The following is a 16,186-nucleotide window of genomic DNA, read 5'->3' on the forward strand; positions in this document are numbered from 1 at the left end:
TAGCTCGAGACGGGCCCGGGCTGACAATTTCGACTGTAATGGACGTTCTTAAACGACTAGTCGAAAAAGAACGTCCCCAATGACTAGCCATTTAAGAACGTCCCCAATAACTACTTTGCTAGAGCATATCGCTCGCCATTAGTCAAGGCATAGCTGTTTAAACGAAATAGCCTCAGTCTCAGCACGTTTGCATCTGTTTAAAAGCGGTAATAATGACAGCATGCGCATATCCGTCGTGTAAGTATTGGTTGGGTATCAGTTATCAGCGGCAGATCAGCCAATGATGCCGGAATGTAATCAACTTGTAACAAATTAAGACGTTTAAACAAATAATGCTACCTTTTGCAGTTTTTCAAACAATTCTGCTGTATTTGCAGCTATACTCCATAACTGTCGTGTAGGAATTACGTAGACAAAAAGGAGGTTATGTGATGGTAAGTATTGTTCTTGCTAGCCATGGTGACTTGGCGGCTGGAATCAAGCAGACGGGCTCGATGGTCTTTGGCGATCAGCCGTCTGTAGCCGTGGTCTCGCTCGAGCCGAGCATGGGCCCCGACGACTTCCGAGCCAAGGTCGAGGAAGCAGTCGCTTCCTTCGAGGACCAGGAGCAGGTGCTCTTCCTCGTTGATCTGTGGGGCGGCACGCCCTTCAACCAGATCAGCGGTCTCATCGAGGGCCATGATTCCTGGGCTATCGTCACCGGTGTCAACCTGCCTATGCTCATCGAGGCATATTCGCAGCGCTTTGACGCAAAGAACACTGCACATGCGATCGCAAAACATCTCGTGACTGAGGCTAAGGCCGGCGTGCGCGTCAAGCCCGAGTCTCTGGAGCCCGAGGAGAAGAAGCCGGCTGCGGCCGCCGCTGCTCCTGCGGGTGCCATTCCTCCGGGAACGGTGATCGGCGACGGGCACATCAAGATCGCCCACGTCCGTATCGACACGCGTCTGCTGCATGGTCAGGTGGCCACCACGTGGACCAAGCAGATCAACCCCAACCGCATCATCGTGGTCTCCGACGGCGTTGCTCACGACGAGCTCCGCAAGACCATGATCGAGCAGGCTGCCCCTCCGGGAGTCCACGCCAACGTCGTGCCTATCAAGAAGATGGCCGAGGTCGTCAAGGACACGCGCTTTGGCGACACCAAGGCGATGCTGCTGTTCGAGAACCCGCAGGATCTGCTCAGGGCCATCGAGGCCGGCGTCGACATCAAGGAAGCCAACATCGGTTCCATGGCCCACTCCAAGGGCAAGGTCGTCGTCACCAACGCTGTCGCTATGGGCGATGACGATGTCAAGACCATCGAGGCTCTCAAGGCCAAGGGCGTCAAGTTCGAGGTCCGCAAGGTTCCTTCGGATTCCTCCGAGGATCTCGACGCCATGTTGAAGAAAGCAAAGGCCGAACTGGCCGCTCAAGCATAGTAAAGGAGGGTCCGATACATGTCTGCAATCACTATTCTGCTTGTTGCGATTGTCGCGTTGCTTGCCGGTATGGAAGGCATTCTGGATGAGTTCCAGTTCCATCAGCCGCTCGTGGCATGCACGCTTATCGGTCTCGTAACCGGTCACCTTCAGGAGGGCATCCTCCTGGGCGGTTCGCTCCAGATGATGGCCCTTGGCTGGGCTAACGTCGGCGCCGCCGTCGCGCCTGACGCCGCTCTGGCCTCGGTCGCTTCTTCGATCATCATGGTGCTCGCCCTCAACGGTGGCGCCACTGATTCGGCCAAGGCCGTTACCGCCGCTATCGCCGTCGCCGTCCCGCTGTCGGTCGCTGGCCTGTTCCTGACCATGATCTGCCGTACCCTGGCTACCGCTATGGTTCACGGCATGGACGCCTGCGCCGAGAAGGGCGACTTCGCCGGCATCGAGCGTTGGCAGTACGCCGGCATCCTCATGCAGGGTGTTCGTATCGCCATCCCGGCAGTACTTCTGTGCATCATCCCGGCCGAGGCCGTTACTAACGCGCTTAACGCTATGCCCGATTGGCTGTCCGGCGGCATGGCTGTCGGCGGCGGCATGGTCGCTTCCGTCGGTTACGCCATGGTCATCAACATGATGGCCACCAAGGAGACCTGGCCGTTCTTCATCCTCGGCTTTGTCCTTGCTGCCATCCCTCAGCTCACGCTGATCGCCCTTGGCCTCATCGGTATCTCCCTTGCCCTCATCTACCTTGGCCTTAAGGATCTGGCCAAGCAGGGTGGCGGCATGGGCGGTGGCTCCGGTGACCCGCTCGGCGACATTCTGAACGATTACGAGTAGGAGGGGAGTGATACATATGGCAGAGAACAAGATTCAGCTCACCAAGGCTGACCGTAAGAAGGTTTGCTTCCGTCATCAGTTCCTTCAGGGCTCGTGGAACTACGAGCGTATGCAGAACGGCGGCTGGTGCTTCGCAATGATCCCTGCGATCAAGAAGCTCTACACCAGCAAGGATGACCAGATTGCCGCTCTTAAGCGCCACCTGGAGTTCTATAACACCCACCCCTATGTTTCCGCCCCCGTCATTGGCGTTACCCTCGCCCTCGAGGAGGAGCGCGCCAACGGTGCTCCGATTGACGACGTCGCCATTCAGGGCGTCAAGGTCGGTATGATGGGCCCGCTCGCCGGCGTCGGCGACCCCGCCTTCTGGTTCACCCTTCGCCCGATTCTGGGCGCACTGGGCGCTTCCCTGGCCCTGTCCGGCAGCATCGCCGGTCCGCTGCTGTTCTTCTTCGCGTGGAACATCATCCGTTACGCCTTCCTGTGGTACACGCAGGAGTTTGGCTACAAGGTCGGCTCCTCCATCGCCAAGGATCTCTCCGGCGGTCTGATGGGCAAGGTCACCGAGGGTGCTTCCATCCTGGGTATGTTCATCATCGGCGCCCTGGTCGAGCGCTGGGTGTCCATCTCCTTCACTCCGGTCGTCTCCAAGGTCACGCAGTCCGCTGGCGCCTATATCGACTGGGCCAACCTGCCCGCCGGTTCTGAGGGCATCAAGCAGGCATTGACGATGTACAGCTCTGTCGGTGCCAACGCACTCGACCCGGTGAAGGTCACCACGCTTCAGGCCAACCTCGATCAGCTCATCCCCGGCCTTGCCGCCGTGTGCCTGACCCTTCTGGTCTGCAAGCTCCTCAAGAAGAAGGTCAGCCCGATCGTCATCATCCTGGCTCTCTTCGCCGTCGGCATCATCGGTCGCGTCTGCGGCTTCATGTAAGCACGCTTCGGCTTAAGACCGAGAGTTGCTAGGCAAGGGCTTTTGAGCCATTGAAACGGACCGCACCCGGTGGGTACACTGGATGCGGTCCGATTGTTTTATTTGGAGGGCGAGGCGCGCATGGCGCAATCACAGAACAGCACGGTCGATCTGGCAACGCCGGCAACCTGCCTGATGGGGCTTACCAGTCACGGTAACGTGATGGTGGGCAATAAGGCGTTTGAGTACTATAACGAGCGTAATCCCGAGGATTATATCCAAATCCCGTGGGACGAGGTCGACTATATTGCCGCCGAGGTTTTGCGCGGCACCAAGAAGATTACGCGTTTTGCCATCTTCACCAAGGACAACGGCCACTTTACGTTTTCGACGCGCGACGATAAAGAGACGCTTCGCGCGGTCCGTAAGTACGTCGACGAGGATAAGCTCGTGCGTTCGCCCGACTTTATCGATGTGACGGCCAAGGGCGCCAAGAGCATCCCCTCCGTTATCAAAAACCTTTTCCACAAAGGCAACTAGTCATTAAAGAGCGCCCCCTCAAAGTGGGGCGCAGTCTCCCATGTGGCTCGATCGGGAAAGTGCATCCCAGTTCGAGCGTCGATTCCGGGATGTAGTTTCCGGAACGGGGTCGTTTGGGAAACCGTGTCCCGTTTCGAGCCGAAATTCTGGGTCACAGTTTCCCAGCGAGGTCTCATGGGGAAAGTCTGACTCAGAATTTGCCTGGATAGTGGGACGCACTTTCCGGAGGGCTGTTCCACCGCAACTTCGAAGAGTGGGTATACGCTGCATTACAGCGGCGTAAATCTGCTACACTAATACAACATGCCTCCGTAGCTCAGGGGATAGAGCACCGCTCTCCTAAAGCGGGTGTCGACGGTTCGAATCCGCCCGGGGGCACCAGAGGAATATCGAGCCCGGTACCGCTATGGTGCCGGGCTCTTCTGGTCTAAGGGCAGGATTCGGACCGTCGACACCCGCGTCACCAATTTCCCCGCGGGGGGGGAGTTTTCGAATCCGCCCGGGGGCACCAGAGATTTGCCGAGCCCGGTACCACCACAGTGCCGGGCTCTTCTGGTCTAAAGGTATGCCGTGGTTTTCGCTACTTCAGATGAAGAAAGCACCCGTTTGCAGGGGGAGCAAACGGGTGCAATTGAGCGAATGTATTTGCGTCAGCAGCCGCTGTGGGCAACGTCTTGATGACTAGTTGGTCGTACCGGAATCGTCGCCTGAATCAGTACCAGAGCCAGAAATCGAAACCGTCAACGTGATCGTGTTGTCGGTGGACTGCTTGCCGGTGGGGGAGACGCCCGTAACGGTGGCGTTTTCGTTGCCGCTCACGGGGTTGCCGTTCTGGTCGCAGAACGCGATGTTGTAGAACCCGGCGTTGTTGAGCGCGGTGACGGCGGCGGAGATGCTCTTGCCGTACAGGTTACCCGGAACGCTGGCCTTGCCGGACTTCTTGGCAATGACGACGGTAATCGTGGCACCGGGCTTCTGCTTGCCGCTGGGGTTCCAGCTGATTACGGTGCCCTCGGTAACCGAGTCGTTCTCCTGGTAGCTCACGTCGACGCCAAAGCCTGCCATATCGAGGGCGTTGCGCGCCTGGGCCTCGGTCATGTCGGTCAGGTCGGGGACGGACGTGGTATCCGGGCCGCTCGAGACCTTGTACGAGATGGTCGTGCCCTTCTCGACTTCCTTACCGGCGTCGGTGCCCTGCTCAAAGACCTGGCCCTCATCGGCCTCGTTGGCCTCCTCGGTGGCGTTGCCCTTCAGACCAACGCTTGCCAGTGCCGCCTCTGCCTGGTCCTTGGTTAGACCGACAAGCTGGGGAACCTCAACCTTCTCGGAGGGCTTGGGGCCCTTGGAGATCACCAGGTTCACCTTGGTGCCCTTGGCCTTCTTGGTGTGGCCGTTGGGCGTCTGCTCGGCGACCTTGCCCTCGTCGACATCGTCGTTGTAGCTTTGGTCGATGGTGCCGACCTCGAGGCCGGCTTCCTTGATCAGCTCGACGGCAGTCTGCTGGTCCTTGCCCAGCACGTCGGGCACGGGGACCTGCTCGCCGCCAAAGAGTCCCGTGGCAAAGGCCACCACGATGCCGATGACGGCAACAGCTGCCACCACGACGGCGATGATCTTGTTCTTGTTGGACTTAGGCTTCTCGGCCTCGTAGGAGCCCGTGGAGCCCGAGACAGCGCTGCGGGCGGTATTCTGACCGCTCACGCCCGAGACGGGACGAACCATAGCGCGCGTTGAGTCGGAAAGCTCGCGGGTCTTGGTGGCACCCAGGTCGCCGGCGGCACCGATGACGCGCGTGGGCTCCGAGACGTTGACAGCACGGCCGGACAGGTAGCTGTTGAGCACCTGACGCAGCTCGTCGGCCGTCTGGAAGCGGTTTGCCGGGTCCTTCTCCATGCACTTGAGGATGATGCGCTCCAGGTCGGCATCGACGCCGGAGTTGATCTGGCTCGGCGGGATGGGGAGCTCGTTGACCTGCTTGAGCGCGACCGAGATGGCGTCATCGCCGTCAAAGGGTACGCGGCCGGTGGCGCACTCGTACATGACGACACCCAGCGAGTAGATATCCGAGGTGGGGCCGAGGTCCTGGCCGCGGGTCTGCTCGGGGCTTACATAGTGGGCGGTGCCCAGCACGTTGTTATCCTGCGTGAGATGACTGTTCTTGGCGCGTGCGATGCCAAAATCCATTACCTTGATGTTGCCGTCGGGCAGCACCATGATGTTTTGCGGCTTAATGTCGCGGTGGATGATCTCGTGCTTGTGTGCGACCGAAAGCGCGGAGCTGATCTGCGAGCCGATCTGCGCGACCTTCTTGGGATCGAGGGCGCCGTGGCTCTTGATGCCGCTCTTAAGGTCGGTACCGCGCAGGTACTCCATGACGATGTAATAGGTGTCGCCGTCCTTGCCCCAGTCGTAGACGCCCACGATATAGGGGGAGGACAGGCCGGCAGCTGCCTGGGCTTCCTGCTTAAAGCGGGCGGCGAAGGTGGCGTCGCCGGCATACTGCGGCAGCATGATCTTGACGGCAACCGTGCGGTCGAGGACCTGATCCTGTGCGCGGTAGACGGTCGCCATACCGCCCGTCCCCACCTTATCCTTGAGGAGGTATCTTCCCCCGAGGACCCTCTGTTCCATTCCTGCTCCTAACATAACTTTTCGCTCAACGATGTGTGTAGTACCAAATGTGTGGCCACTGGGGCCGTGTGGCGCGTTGCCGCTAGCTCATCGGCCGCGGCGCGCCCCAAGTATCCGCTTTGATCACGGGCATCACGCTCCCTGTGCGGCGAGCGCCGCGGTCAGGACGATGCCGGCAATCTTGGCCGCCTCGACGTCGTGTTTGTCGAAATCCTCCAGGGCCACCGAGATGGCAACCGTGGGTGAATCGTAAGGTGCAAAGCCAACAAACATAGAGTTGACGTTGGTGCCGCCGGTCTCGGCCGAACCCGTCTTGCCGGCAACCTTGACGCCCGGAATCTGGGCATCGGTGCCGGTACCGGACTGGACGACGGCGAGCATGGCCTGTTTGACCTGATCGGCCGTGGCAGAGCTGACAGCCTGGCCCAGCGAGCGGGACTGCGTAGTCTTGACCACGGTTCCGTCCGGGGCGAGTATCTGGGATACAAAGAACGGGTCCATGACCACGCCGCTGTTGGCGATAGCGGCAGCGATCACGCAATTCTGCATAACGGTGGTCTGCGGGCCAGGCGTGTGGTCCATGCCGACGGGCTGGCCGGCGCCTGCCCAAGCGGTCTCCCACTCGGTCATAAGCGACGGGTCGGCCATGATGGAAGCCGCGGTGGTCAGATCCTGACCGAGCTTTTGGCCGTAGCCAAAGGCGTTGGCAAACTGGACGAGCGAGCTGGCGCCGACCTCGTTTGCCACCTGGCCAAAGACGACGTTGGACGACACGGCGAAGGCCTGCTGCAGGCTGATGGTGCCGTAGCTTTCGTTGCCAGAGTTGGTGACCGGCGCGTTGCCAATATCCATGGAGCCGGGCGCCTGGTACGTGCTGGTAAGGCTGGCGGTGCCGGTTTCGAGTGCCGCGGAGAGTGTGACGACCTTAAAGGTCGAGCCCGGGGTGTACAGCGCGTCCATGGCGCGGTCGTACATGGAGCCGTCCTCGCCGCCGCCCGACTGGAGCAGCGCATCGATGTTGGTGTTGTCGTAGGTGGGCGAGCTCGCGCACGCAAGGACCGCACCGGTGCGCGGATCCATGACCACCACAGCGCCCTTAAAGCCCTTGAGCGCCTGCTCGGCAGCCGTCTGGATGCGCGAGTCGATGGTGAGCTTGGCGGTATTGCCCGGCTGGGTCTGCCCCGCGAGCGACGCGATGGCGTTGTTCCAGCTGGAGTAATCCTTGGAGCCGGTGAGCGTATCGTTCATGACGCTCTCGATGCCGGCGGTGCCGTATTGCTGGCTCACGTAGCCCACCACGTGCGCGGCCATGTTGCCGTTGGGGTAGGAACGGGCGTAGGTGCCGTCCTCCTGCTGCAGCGACTCGGCTAGCGTCACGCCGTCGGACGTGATGATGGAGCCACGCTGGATGTACTTGGAGCGGGCGATGGTGTGGTTGTTGATCGGCATGTCCTGGTAGTCCTTCGCCTTGATGACCTGGACATAGGTGAGGTTGCCGATAAGGATGGCGAACAGCGCCGTGAAGGCAAACACGGCGCGAGTCAGGCGGTTGGCAAGTGCCACGCGGCCAAGCACGCCGGACTCAGGCGTATCGAGCAGGCGACGGCGCATGCGAGAGCCGGCGGAGTGGCTACCGCGGCCGTAGGACGACGAGGTGGCAAACCGCGTGCCGGTCGGGGCGGCGGCAGATGCGACCTGGTCGTCGGTGATGGCGGCCATGGTGCCGGTGCCGGTGAGCTCGGCCTCGCGTCCGGTTGCCTCGTCGCCGGCACGCAGTAGCAGCGCGACGATGATAAAGCTTGCCAGCAGCGAGGAGCCGCCCTGGCTCATAAAGGGCAGGGTGACGCCGGTCAGCGGAATCAGGCGGGTCACGCCGCCAACAATCAAGAAGGCCTGGAAGCTGATGGCCGCCGTAAGGCCGGTCGCGCTAAAGGCGGCAAGGTCGGACTTGGCGCGGGCTGCCGTGGTGAGGCCACGCACGGCAAAAAGCATAAACAGGATGAGCACGGCGCCGCCGCCCAAAAGGCCCATTTCCTCGCCGATGGCCGAAAAGATAAAGTCGGACTCGACGACGGGGATGTTGTTTGCCATGCCATTGCCGATGCCGACGCCGGCCAGACCGCCGTCAGCCAGCGAGTAAAGTGACTGTACGATCTGGTAGCCCTGGCCCTGGGCGTCCTTAAACGGATCGACCCAGACCTGAAAGCGCACCTGCACGTGCGACAGGAACTTGTAGGCGCCCACGGCTCCAACGGCCAGCAGCGCAAGGCCGATGATGACGTACGAAAAGCGTCCCGTGGCAACATAGAGCATCAGCAAAAAGATGGTGTAGAACAGGACGGCCGAGCCCAGGTCGCGTTCGAAGACGACAATGAGCAGGCACACGCCCCACACGGCAAACAGCGGCAGCAGCAGGCGGAAGCGCGGAATCTTGAGGCCCAGGACCTTGCGGTTGGAGATGGAGAGCAGCTCGCGGTTCTCGGCCAGATAGCCTGCCAGGAACAGGACGATGAAGACCTTGGCGAACTCGCCGGGCTGGATGGTGAAGCCCGCGATGCGAATCCACAGCTTGGAGCCCGAGATCGTGGTGCCGATAAAGATCGGCAGCATCAGCAGGATGATGCCGATAATGCCAAAGGTGTACTTGTAGCGCATGACCACGTCGAGGTTCTTGACCAGTGCGAGCGTTCCCACCATGAGCGCCACCGAGACAAACAAGATGATGAGCTGCGAGATGGCGAGGTCGGGGGCCAGGCGCGTCACGAATGTGATGCCGATGCCCGAGAGCACAAAGACGATGGGCAGGATGGCGGGGTCAGCGCCGGGCGCCAGGATGCGCACGGCGATATGCGCCGCGGCGAAGGCGGCGAACAGGCCGATCGGCACGGCGAGCGTCTCAAAGGAAATCGTGGCACCCGCGGTGAGCACGTACATCGCATAGAGCAGGATGACGGGGAACGCCGAGGCGATGAGCAAGAGCAGTTCGGTGTTGCGGCGACTCATAAGCGGCACTCCCTTTCTAATTCTTATCGGAGGCTTCGGCCTCGGCTGACTGTTCGGCGGTTTTCTCGGAATCTGACTCGGAGGTGGATTTCTGATCGGTGTTGTCACGAATCGTTTGCGCGTCAATCACCTGACGGGTCTGCTCCTCGTCAATCTGATGGCGGTATTTGGAAATGGTGTCCTGCGCATCGTCGACATTCGTTTGCGGAATGCCTGCCTTAAGGCGGTTTTGCGTGTCTTCGGGCAGGTCGGACAGCTTGATGCTGGTTTCGCTCTCGAGCCAGTGGAGCTCGACCCCGAGCGTCTTGCCGGGCAGGCCGCGCCAGACGGCGACATTGCCGTGGTAGGTTCCCAAGTAATAGGAGCCGGTGACGCCCGTGTATGCCCAGATGCCAGCTACCAGCACAAAGACAAGGGCCAAGATGGCGGCGATGGTGACATTGCGTCGTCGGAGGCGTTTTGCCTCGCGCATGACGCCGTCGTCGACCAGGTCGACGACCACCACGGTCACATTGTCGTGGCCGCCGGCGGCGAGCGCCGCGTCCACCAGGTTGTCGACACAGATCTGTGCGGTCGAGGACTGCGTAGCAATGTTCTCGATATCGCTATCGGGAATCATGCTCGAAAGACCGTCGGAGCACAGAATCAGGCGGTCGCCTTCCTCGATGTGCAGGGTAAAGTGGTCGGCATACATGGCGGGATCCGAGCCCAGCGCGCGGGTGATGACCGAGCGGTTGGGGTGGACGCGGGCCTCGTCGGCCGTAATCTCGCCGGCATCCACGAGCTCCTCCACGTAGGAGTGGTCGCGGGTCACACGGATGAGCGTGCCCTCGTGGAGCAGGTAGGCGCGCGAGTCGCCCACGTGGGCGATGGCGAGCGTGTCGTTTTCGATGTAGGCACAGGTGGCCGTGCATCCCATGCCGGGTTTGCCCAGGCCGTTGAGGGCGGCTTCGATCACGGCGGCGTTGGCGGCCTCAACGGCTGCGGCCAGGCGCGCGGCGTCGACGGACTGCGGCGCCGTCTTGGCGATGGTCTCGACGGCGATGGAGGATGCCACCTCGCCGGCGGCGTGTCCTCCCATGCCGTCGCACACGCAAAAGAGCGGCGACTGCACCAGATAGGAGTCCTCATTGTGCGGGCGTACACATCCGACGTCGGAGCGGGCGCCCCACATAAGCTGCGTGGTGGTGCCGGCGTCGTAGGTCGAGTCGGTTTCGATGCGCTCGTCGGTCAGCGGCTCAAAGCTCATGGTCGAGCCGGGATCTTTGAGCTTTGCCTCCACGGCGGCGACATCGATCTCGGCGGTGTCGCCGGGGGAGACGGTGTCGGCATCGTTGCCCGACTCGGCGTCGGAGATGTCCGGAAGGTTGAGATCTTCGGTTACACGGTCGGCGGGATCGCCGTCCTGCTGCGGCTCGACAGCCGTCGGCTCGGGCGTCGAAAAGTGCGACGGCGCGGGCATGCTCTGGGGTTGAGCGGAGGGCTCGGGAGCTGCGGCGGGCGCGGCAACGGGCTGCTCGACTTCGGCAGGCGTTGCGGATGCGGGTACCGCCTCGCTTGTCGGGGCGACGGGGAATACCGGCGCGGCAGGCTCGGGGGCTGCAAACACGGCAGCGCTCTCGTTAATCGCCTCGGCGACGGGCTCGGCAAAGTGAGCCGGTGCGGGCGTTGTCTCCGGTTCCGCGGGCTGCTCGGCGGTGTGCGCGCCGATGGGGGCATCGAGCCGCTCGGTGTCGGCGTCCTCGTCATCGGCGAGTGCCGGATATTCTTGAGTTACATGCGAAAGGGGCAGGGAGAACACGGTGTCCTCGGGCTCCACGGTCGCAGGGCGCGCCGGAGCGGCATGAGCCGGCGCAGCTGCGGGGGCAGTCGGCGTCTCGGGCATGGTTGCGGACTTGTTCTCCTCGTCGATCATCGACGGTTCACCTTCATGACCACGTCGCCAATCTGGACCTCGTCACCCTCGCGAAGCGTTGCGGGCTCCACCAGCTGGCGGCCGTTAACGAGTGTGCCGTTCAGCGAGTTGAGGTCTTCGATGATGAGTGCCGGGCCCTGCAGCGAAAAGCGTGCGTGCGAGGCCGAGACAAACGGTTCGTTGATGCAGATGTCCGAGGACGGCGAGCGGCCCACGATGACGGGGCCGAGCATGTCTACATGGATGCCACGGATGCCGCGCGGACCCTTGTCCACATCGATCGTCCAGATAGCGGAGTCGCGGCGCTGGCCGCGTACGAGTCCCACGCCGGTTTTCATGACAGCGAACAGGAAGATGTAGAGCAGGGCGACCAGGACGATGCGGCCTGCAAAAAGGACGATATCGATGTTCATAAGCGACTATCCCCTAAATTCAAAGGTGCTTAGGCCAAACGTCAGCAGGTCGCCGTTGCGCAGCGGACAGCGCGTGATGCGGCGGTTGTTGACGAGCGTGCCGTTGGTGGAATTGAGGTCCTCGATCGACCAGTCCGAACCGGTAAAGGTGAGCTGGGCGTGACGGCGCGACACGTTGGGGTCGCGCAGGGCAATGTCCGAAACCGAGCGCTCGCGACCTATGGTCACCTGCGCGGAAGTGATGCTGTGGCTCTCGCCGCTCACGACGTCGACGAGCTGGGCAAGCGGGCGCTGCGGGGCGCGAGAGCTTGCCATGTTGGAGGCGATGCTGGCTGCGGCGCCCAGGCCCACGGCGGCGCCGGTCGCGGCGGCTCCGCCCATGCCGGCAAGCGCGTCGCGCGAGACGGTTTGTGGCACGGGAATGGGTGCGGCGGCGGGGTCGGGGACGTTGGGCGCAAAGGGATCGGCCACGGCGAGCGGGTCGGGAGCGGCGGCACGGGGCGCCGGCTGCTGGGGCATGGCGGCGGGGTGCTGTTGCTGCGGAGCAGCGAATTGCTGCTTGCCGGCGCGGGGAGCGCTGACGGCGCGGCTTGCGGCCGAGTTGTTCTGGCCCAGGCCATTCTGGTAGGCGCGCTCTTCCTCGTACAGGCGACCGAGCGTGGGGGCGTCGACGTTCTCGGCAAAGACCGAGAACTTACCGGCACGCAGCTGCGGGTCGATCATAAAGCGAACGAGGGGTTCGCCGACAAACACATAGCGGCGCTTTTCGGCCTGTGCCTTCACAAACTCGCGGACTTCGCGCGAAAGCTCGGGGTAGAACGGGGCGAGCATGGGATCGTCATCGACGGCGATCAGGATGGTATAGAGTGCCGGCGCGGTGTTGACGCCGTTGATCACCAGAGTCTGATCCTCCATGTCGCGAGCGGCCTGCTTGGCAAGCTTCTTAAAGGAGAACGGGGCACGGGTGGCACCGAAGATGCCGGCCACGTGGTCCTCGAAGATGTTCAGGAAGTTCACGAAAGATCACTCTCCGTATAGGTTCTTTGGTATCCGAGCAAATATAGGCATATCCCAACGATTATAGAGGATAGGGTTCCCGCAACCGCCGCCTTGACGACGACCGCGGCCGCAAGGCTGGCAATTTCCATATGGTGTGCAAGACAGAGCGACGCCGCGGAGCCTATTCCGCAGCCGGCGATGGCAGCGATTGCAGTTAGGTTCGAGCCCTGCTCGGCACGCTTGGCATGGGCGTTGAGCAGCAGAGATGTCAGCGCAGCTGTCGCCGCGACGAGTACGATGGCAGCCCAGGAGAGCATGTCTCCCAGCGCCGCGGCAACATTGCCGAGCCCCAGTACGCCTCCGGCAGAAAGTGCAACCGTAGCCAGGCGGCCAAAAAGCGCGCCCATCCCCGTGGCGGCCGCGGCGCTTGCCGGGCCGAGCCAAAAGGCCGCGATGCCGGAGGCGACCCCGGCGGCAAGGAGGGCGTCGCCCGTTAGGCAGCCAAGTGCCACCGCGCAGGTGAGCGCGGCGCTCGCGGCGGCCTCGGTGCGGCCCCAGGCGATCCACCAACCGGACATGGTGGCGGCAAAGAGCACCGCGACGGGCAGCATCGACAGGATGCCCTGCGCCTGCATGGTGGCGTTGGCCATAAGTACCAAAAAGCCCACGGCCGAGATAGCCGAGCCAATCTGCGGGGCCAGGCCGGCGGCCGCTCCAATCGCGATGGCCGCGGCAATGAGTCCGGGAAGCGCCGCGACGCCAGCCGTCTGCATGATCAAAAAGCTAAAGGCACCACACGTTAGCGCCGAGATAGCGCGCATGGTGTAGTCGCGCGCGTGGCCCCAGCGCGTGCCGGCCCAGCCGAGTGCGGGGTCGACCTCGATGGCGTCGTCCTCATAGGGCAACGATTCGATATCGTCTGCCGCGCGCTCGTCATCCGAAAGCTCGCCCACCATTTGCTCCAGGCTGCGACGGCCTTCGCGCACATTGCCCAGGCCGGCAAGGAGCTGGTCGCAAAATGCCTCGATGCTGTTGGGGCGGTCCTGCGGCATGGGGGAGAGGGCACTCATGAGCGCGCTCTCGGCTCCCGGGGGAAAGTGCGGGATGAGCTCGCTGGGATAGGTGGCGCCGCCGATGATGCGGTCGAGCGAGTCGGCGGGCGTGGCCGCCATAAAGGGAGCGCTGCCGCACAAGCCCTCGTAGATCACACAGGCAAGGGCGAAGACATCAGCACGTTCGTCGACCGTGCCGGTCTCGATATCGAGCTGCTCGGGCGGCATGTAGCCGATGGTGCCGCCGCGCGAGCCGCCAAAGCCACCGGCGGACGACAGACGTGCCATGCCAAAGTCGGTGAGCTTAACGTTGCCCGAGTGGTCGATGAGCACGTTGGCAGGCTTGATGTCCAGGTGGAGCACGCCATTGCTATGGGCGAAGGTGAGCGCCTGGCCCAGCGCGTCGGCAATGGCCGCCGCCTCGTCAAAGGTGAGCGAATGGCCGTCGACTCGATGCAAAAACTCGGCGAGCGACATGCCATCGACATATTCCATAACCAGGTAGGCATAGGCGGTGTCGTGCGTAAAGTCGATAACCTGCACGATATTGGGATGCTGAAGCATGGCGGCGGTATGTGCCTCGCGCAGGACATCCATGATGTCGCTGGCGGGCATGCCGGCACCGTTGATAAGGGGGATGCGCTTAATGGCGACGCGGCGGCGCAGGTGCGTGTCGCGGCAGATCTCGATGGAGCCAAAACCGCCGGTCGCGAGCGTTTCGAGCGGCTGGAACCGCTTGAGCAGCTCGCGAGAGCTGGTGCCCTCCAAAGGAACGTCCGGCGAGAACCGGGCGGTATGTTGCGAGAAAAGCGGCATGGCCAACCCTCGTGCGTTTAAAGTTCGTTTGCGAGCGGCGGGCGCGGGGCCGAGCCGTTCGCGGTGGCATAGATGCTGCTAGTGTAGCACGCTCGGGCAGATGGCGAGGAAACGGGGATGAGGTGGTCCGATCGATTCGGGCCGTTTCGGCTCGTTCGGAAAGCGCACCCCAGTTTTCAGCCAAATAATGGGATGCGCCTTCCAAATGGGGTGGGCTGCGGAAACTGCATCCCAGAATATTGCCCTGGAACGGGATGCGCTTTCCGAACCGGCGTCCAAAAGGAAACCGCATCCCGCTTTGATGTGGGGACTGCGAACAAAAGCCGGACCGTGATCTGGCGCGGATTGGAGTTCGCCTGAATCATTGATGCTGGCTGGTGTGAGAACAGAGATAAACGAGCGGCTCGAGCGATATAATGACACGCTATGGAGGCCATATGCTTTTTTCCCGCCGTTCTGCTACGTCTGCCTGCGCCATTGCGCTTGTCGTAATGGCGGTCACCCCTTATCACCGGTTTTCATCTTCAATCGGCCTGGCGTCAGGTGCAATGACCTGGCTCGTTATCCTGGGCGCATGCCTCGCGGCGTTTGGTCACGGTGTTGCGCTCCGCAAGGGGAGAGAAATAAGGCGGCCGGGGTTCCTTGACGTCTTCGGTATTTTCCTTGCTGCTATTGCAACGGTTCCCGAATGGGCCGACCTGGCCTTCTATGCTCGCGGAGATTCTATTCCATTCGTGTTTGCGCCTATCTGGCTGTTGCGCGGCGTTTCATGCGCCTCGTGCTTTGCTGGGTCGTTGCTCCTCTCATATGTAATTTGGGATACGGCGGGCTCTCCTTTGACGCGGGGGGCGACGCGGGCTGACGAAAGAGAAACTCGTCATCCGCAGGACGCGATTTTTACAGAAACAATAGCCGTCATGTCTTGTCTGCTGTTCTGCTGTCGAGTTTCATGGAGAGTCGTTCCCGAGCCATGGGGGATGCCCCCTGTAACGGCCGCATCAATTGGCCTTGTGCTTTTAATTCCTCTGGTCTATTTCGTGTTGGCTGCGGTCCCGCTGCTTTGCTGTCCCCGCGCCTTTGGTCGGGGGCAGGGCGACGTGTTTGCCTGTTCTGTGCTCGTGGCAGTTCCCATTGGCCTTGTTCCGGCTGTCGAGGTGGCATACTTTGCAAGCGATGCCGCGGTCATTGCATCACTGTCGATGGGGTCCGCTATTGCTGTTGCCGCCTTCGTATACACATTGCTCAGGAAGAAACGGGACAACGATTCGGATATCCCCCGCACGTCCGACCCATTCGATGCGGGGGCGTTTTCCCCCGCCCTGTCGCCTCGAGAAGAGCAGTTTGTTCGACTGCTGCTCAAAGGGAAAACGCCGGCGGAAATTGCCAGGGAGACGGATACGAAGCCATCGACGGTGCGAACAACGCTTCACCGAGCATACGGGAAGGCGTCGGTTGCGGGTTCACGCGAGCTCGTGGCGTTGTTTGCGGGTGAGGGTGATACTGTAGGGCATGAGCTGCCGCAGCGGCATGCTGACGATATGGTGGCATCAGCTCGAACGCGCCGGCTGTTTCGATACCTGCTCACATTATTTTTGGCTCTGTTAGACCAAGGTTGACATAAAAACGATGTCACCGCGAGGCGG

11 protein-coding genes and 1 tRNA gene are annotated in these 16,186 nt (G+C 61.9%); 6 read left to right on the forward strand and 6 right to left on the reverse strand.

The genetic code is table 11. The features are described 5' to 3' along the window. Window positions 1-431 precede the first annotated feature (431 nt). From DWV43_RS08790 to DWV43_RS08810, 5 genes are all read left to right on the forward strand, one after another. Window positions 432-1,421 carry a PTS sugar transporter subunit IIB gene (locus DWV43_RS08790; RefSeq protein ID WP_117637934.1) on the forward strand — a complete coding sequence of 330 codons (990 nt, stop codon included), beginning with the start codon at window positions 432-434 and terminating at the stop codon, window positions 1,419-1,421. Between the two features lie 18 nt (window positions 1,422-1,439). Then, complete coding sequence (locus DWV43_RS08795) at window positions 1,440-2,258, forward strand: PTS mannose/fructose/sorbose transporter subunit IIC (RefSeq protein WP_089573274.1); 819 nt, start codon at window positions 1,440-1,442, stop codon at window positions 2,256-2,258. Between the two features lie 16 nt (window positions 2,259-2,274). Next, on the forward strand, window positions 2,275-3,195 hold the full coding sequence (locus tag DWV43_RS08800) for a PTS system mannose/fructose/sorbose family transporter subunit IID (RefSeq protein ID WP_117564942.1): 921 nt from the start codon (window positions 2,275-2,277) through the stop codon (window positions 3,193-3,195). A 120-nt stretch (window positions 3,196-3,315) separates the two neighbouring features. Then, window positions 3,316-3,714 carry a DUF956 family protein gene (locus DWV43_RS08805; protein WP_006235193.1) on the forward strand — a complete coding sequence of 133 codons (399 nt, stop codon included), beginning with the start codon at window positions 3,316-3,318 and terminating at the stop codon, window positions 3,712-3,714. Window positions 3,715-4,019: 305 nt separating this feature from the next. Next, window positions 4,020-4,095, forward strand: a tRNA-Arg gene (locus DWV43_RS08810). A 300-nt stretch (window positions 4,096-4,395) separates the two neighbouring features. Here the strand turns inward: DWV43_RS08810 and pknB are convergent. From pknB to DWV43_RS08840, 6 genes are all read right to left on the reverse strand, one after another. After that, window positions 4,396-6,345: a Stk1 family PASTA domain-containing Ser/Thr kinase gene (gene pknB, locus DWV43_RS08815; RefSeq protein WP_117818140.1), complete on the reverse strand. Its 1,950-nt coding sequence runs from the start codon at window positions 6,343-6,345 to the stop codon at window positions 4,396-4,398. Between the two features lie 132 nt (window positions 6,346-6,477). Next, on the reverse strand, window positions 6,478-9,348 hold the full coding sequence (locus DWV43_RS08820) for an FtsW/RodA/SpoVE family cell cycle protein (RefSeq protein ID WP_117818138.1): 2,871 nt from the start codon (window positions 9,346-9,348) through the stop codon (window positions 6,478-6,480). 16 nt (window positions 9,349-9,364) lie between these two features. After that, on the reverse strand, window positions 9,365-11,263 hold the full coding sequence (locus DWV43_RS08825) for a Stp1/IreP family PP2C-type Ser/Thr phosphatase (protein WP_117818136.1): 1,899 nt from the start codon (window positions 11,261-11,263) through the stop codon (window positions 9,365-9,367). Beyond that, complete coding sequence (locus DWV43_RS08830; RefSeq protein WP_006235180.1) at window positions 11,260-11,676, reverse strand: FHA domain-containing protein; 417 nt, start codon at window positions 11,674-11,676, stop codon at window positions 11,260-11,262. Before DWV43_RS08830 ends, DWV43_RS08825 begins: the two co-directional genes overlap by 4 nt. Window positions 11,677-11,682: 6 nt before the next feature. Next, window positions 11,683-12,693: an FhaA domain-containing protein gene (locus DWV43_RS08835; RefSeq protein WP_117629701.1), complete on the reverse strand. Its 1,011-nt coding sequence runs from the start codon at window positions 12,691-12,693 to the stop codon at window positions 11,683-11,685. Then, window positions 12,690-14,543 (reverse strand): serine/threonine-protein kinase, encoded by a 1,854-nt coding sequence (locus DWV43_RS08840; RefSeq protein ID WP_117818134.1) that lies wholly within the window; start codon window positions 14,541-14,543, stop codon window positions 12,690-12,692. The genes DWV43_RS08835 and DWV43_RS08840 overlap by 4 nt, the downstream gene beginning before the upstream one ends. A gap of 437 nt (window positions 14,544-14,980) precedes the next feature. Here DWV43_RS08840 and DWV43_RS08845 point away from each other — a divergent pair, with 437 nt between their 5' ends. Next, entirely contained in the window at window positions 14,981-16,159 is a 1,179-nt protein-coding gene (locus DWV43_RS08845; RefSeq protein WP_158569861.1) for a helix-turn-helix transcriptional regulator, read from the forward strand. Window positions 16,160-16,186: the final 27 nt, after the last annotated feature.

This window comes from Collinsella sp. AF05-9, assembly GCF_003465595.1.
Lineage (GTDB): Bacteria > Actinomycetota > Coriobacteriia > Coriobacteriales > Coriobacteriaceae > Collinsella.

Coding starts and splice junctions, on each gene's coding strand:
- DWV43_RS08790 (WP_117637934.1), top strand. CDS start 432: ATGGTAAGTATTGTTCTTGCTAGCCATGGTGACTTGGCGGCTGGAATC.
- DWV43_RS08795 (WP_089573274.1), top strand. CDS start 1,440: ATGTCTGCAATCACTATTCTGCTTGTTGCGATTGTCGCGTTGCTTGCC.
- DWV43_RS08800 (WP_117564942.1), top strand. CDS start 2,275: ATGGCAGAGAACAAGATTCAGCTCACCAAGGCTGACCGTAAGAAGGTT.
- DWV43_RS08805 (WP_006235193.1), top strand. CDS start 3,316: ATGGCGCAATCACAGAACAGCACGGTCGATCTGGCAACGCCGGCAACC.
- pknB (WP_117818140.1), bottom strand. CDS start 6,345: ATGGAACAGAGGGTCCTCGGGGGAAGATACCTCCTCAAGGATAAGGTG.
- DWV43_RS08820 (WP_117818138.1), bottom strand. CDS start 9,348: ATGAGTCGCCGCAACACCGAACTGCTCTTGCTCATCGCCTCGGCGTTC.
- DWV43_RS08825 (WP_117818136.1), bottom strand. CDS start 11,263: ATGATCGACGAGGAGAACAAGTCCGCAACCATGCCCGAGACGCCGACT.
- DWV43_RS08830 (WP_006235180.1), bottom strand. CDS start 11,676: ATGAACATCGATATCGTCCTTTTTGCAGGCCGCATCGTCCTGGTCGCC.
- DWV43_RS08840 (WP_117818134.1), bottom strand. CDS start 14,543: ATGCCGCTTTTCTCGCAACATACCGCCCGGTTCTCGCCGGACGTTCCT.
- DWV43_RS08845 (WP_158569861.1), top strand. CDS start 14,981: ATGCTTTTTTCCCGCCGTTCTGCTACGTCTGCCTGCGCCATTGCGCTT.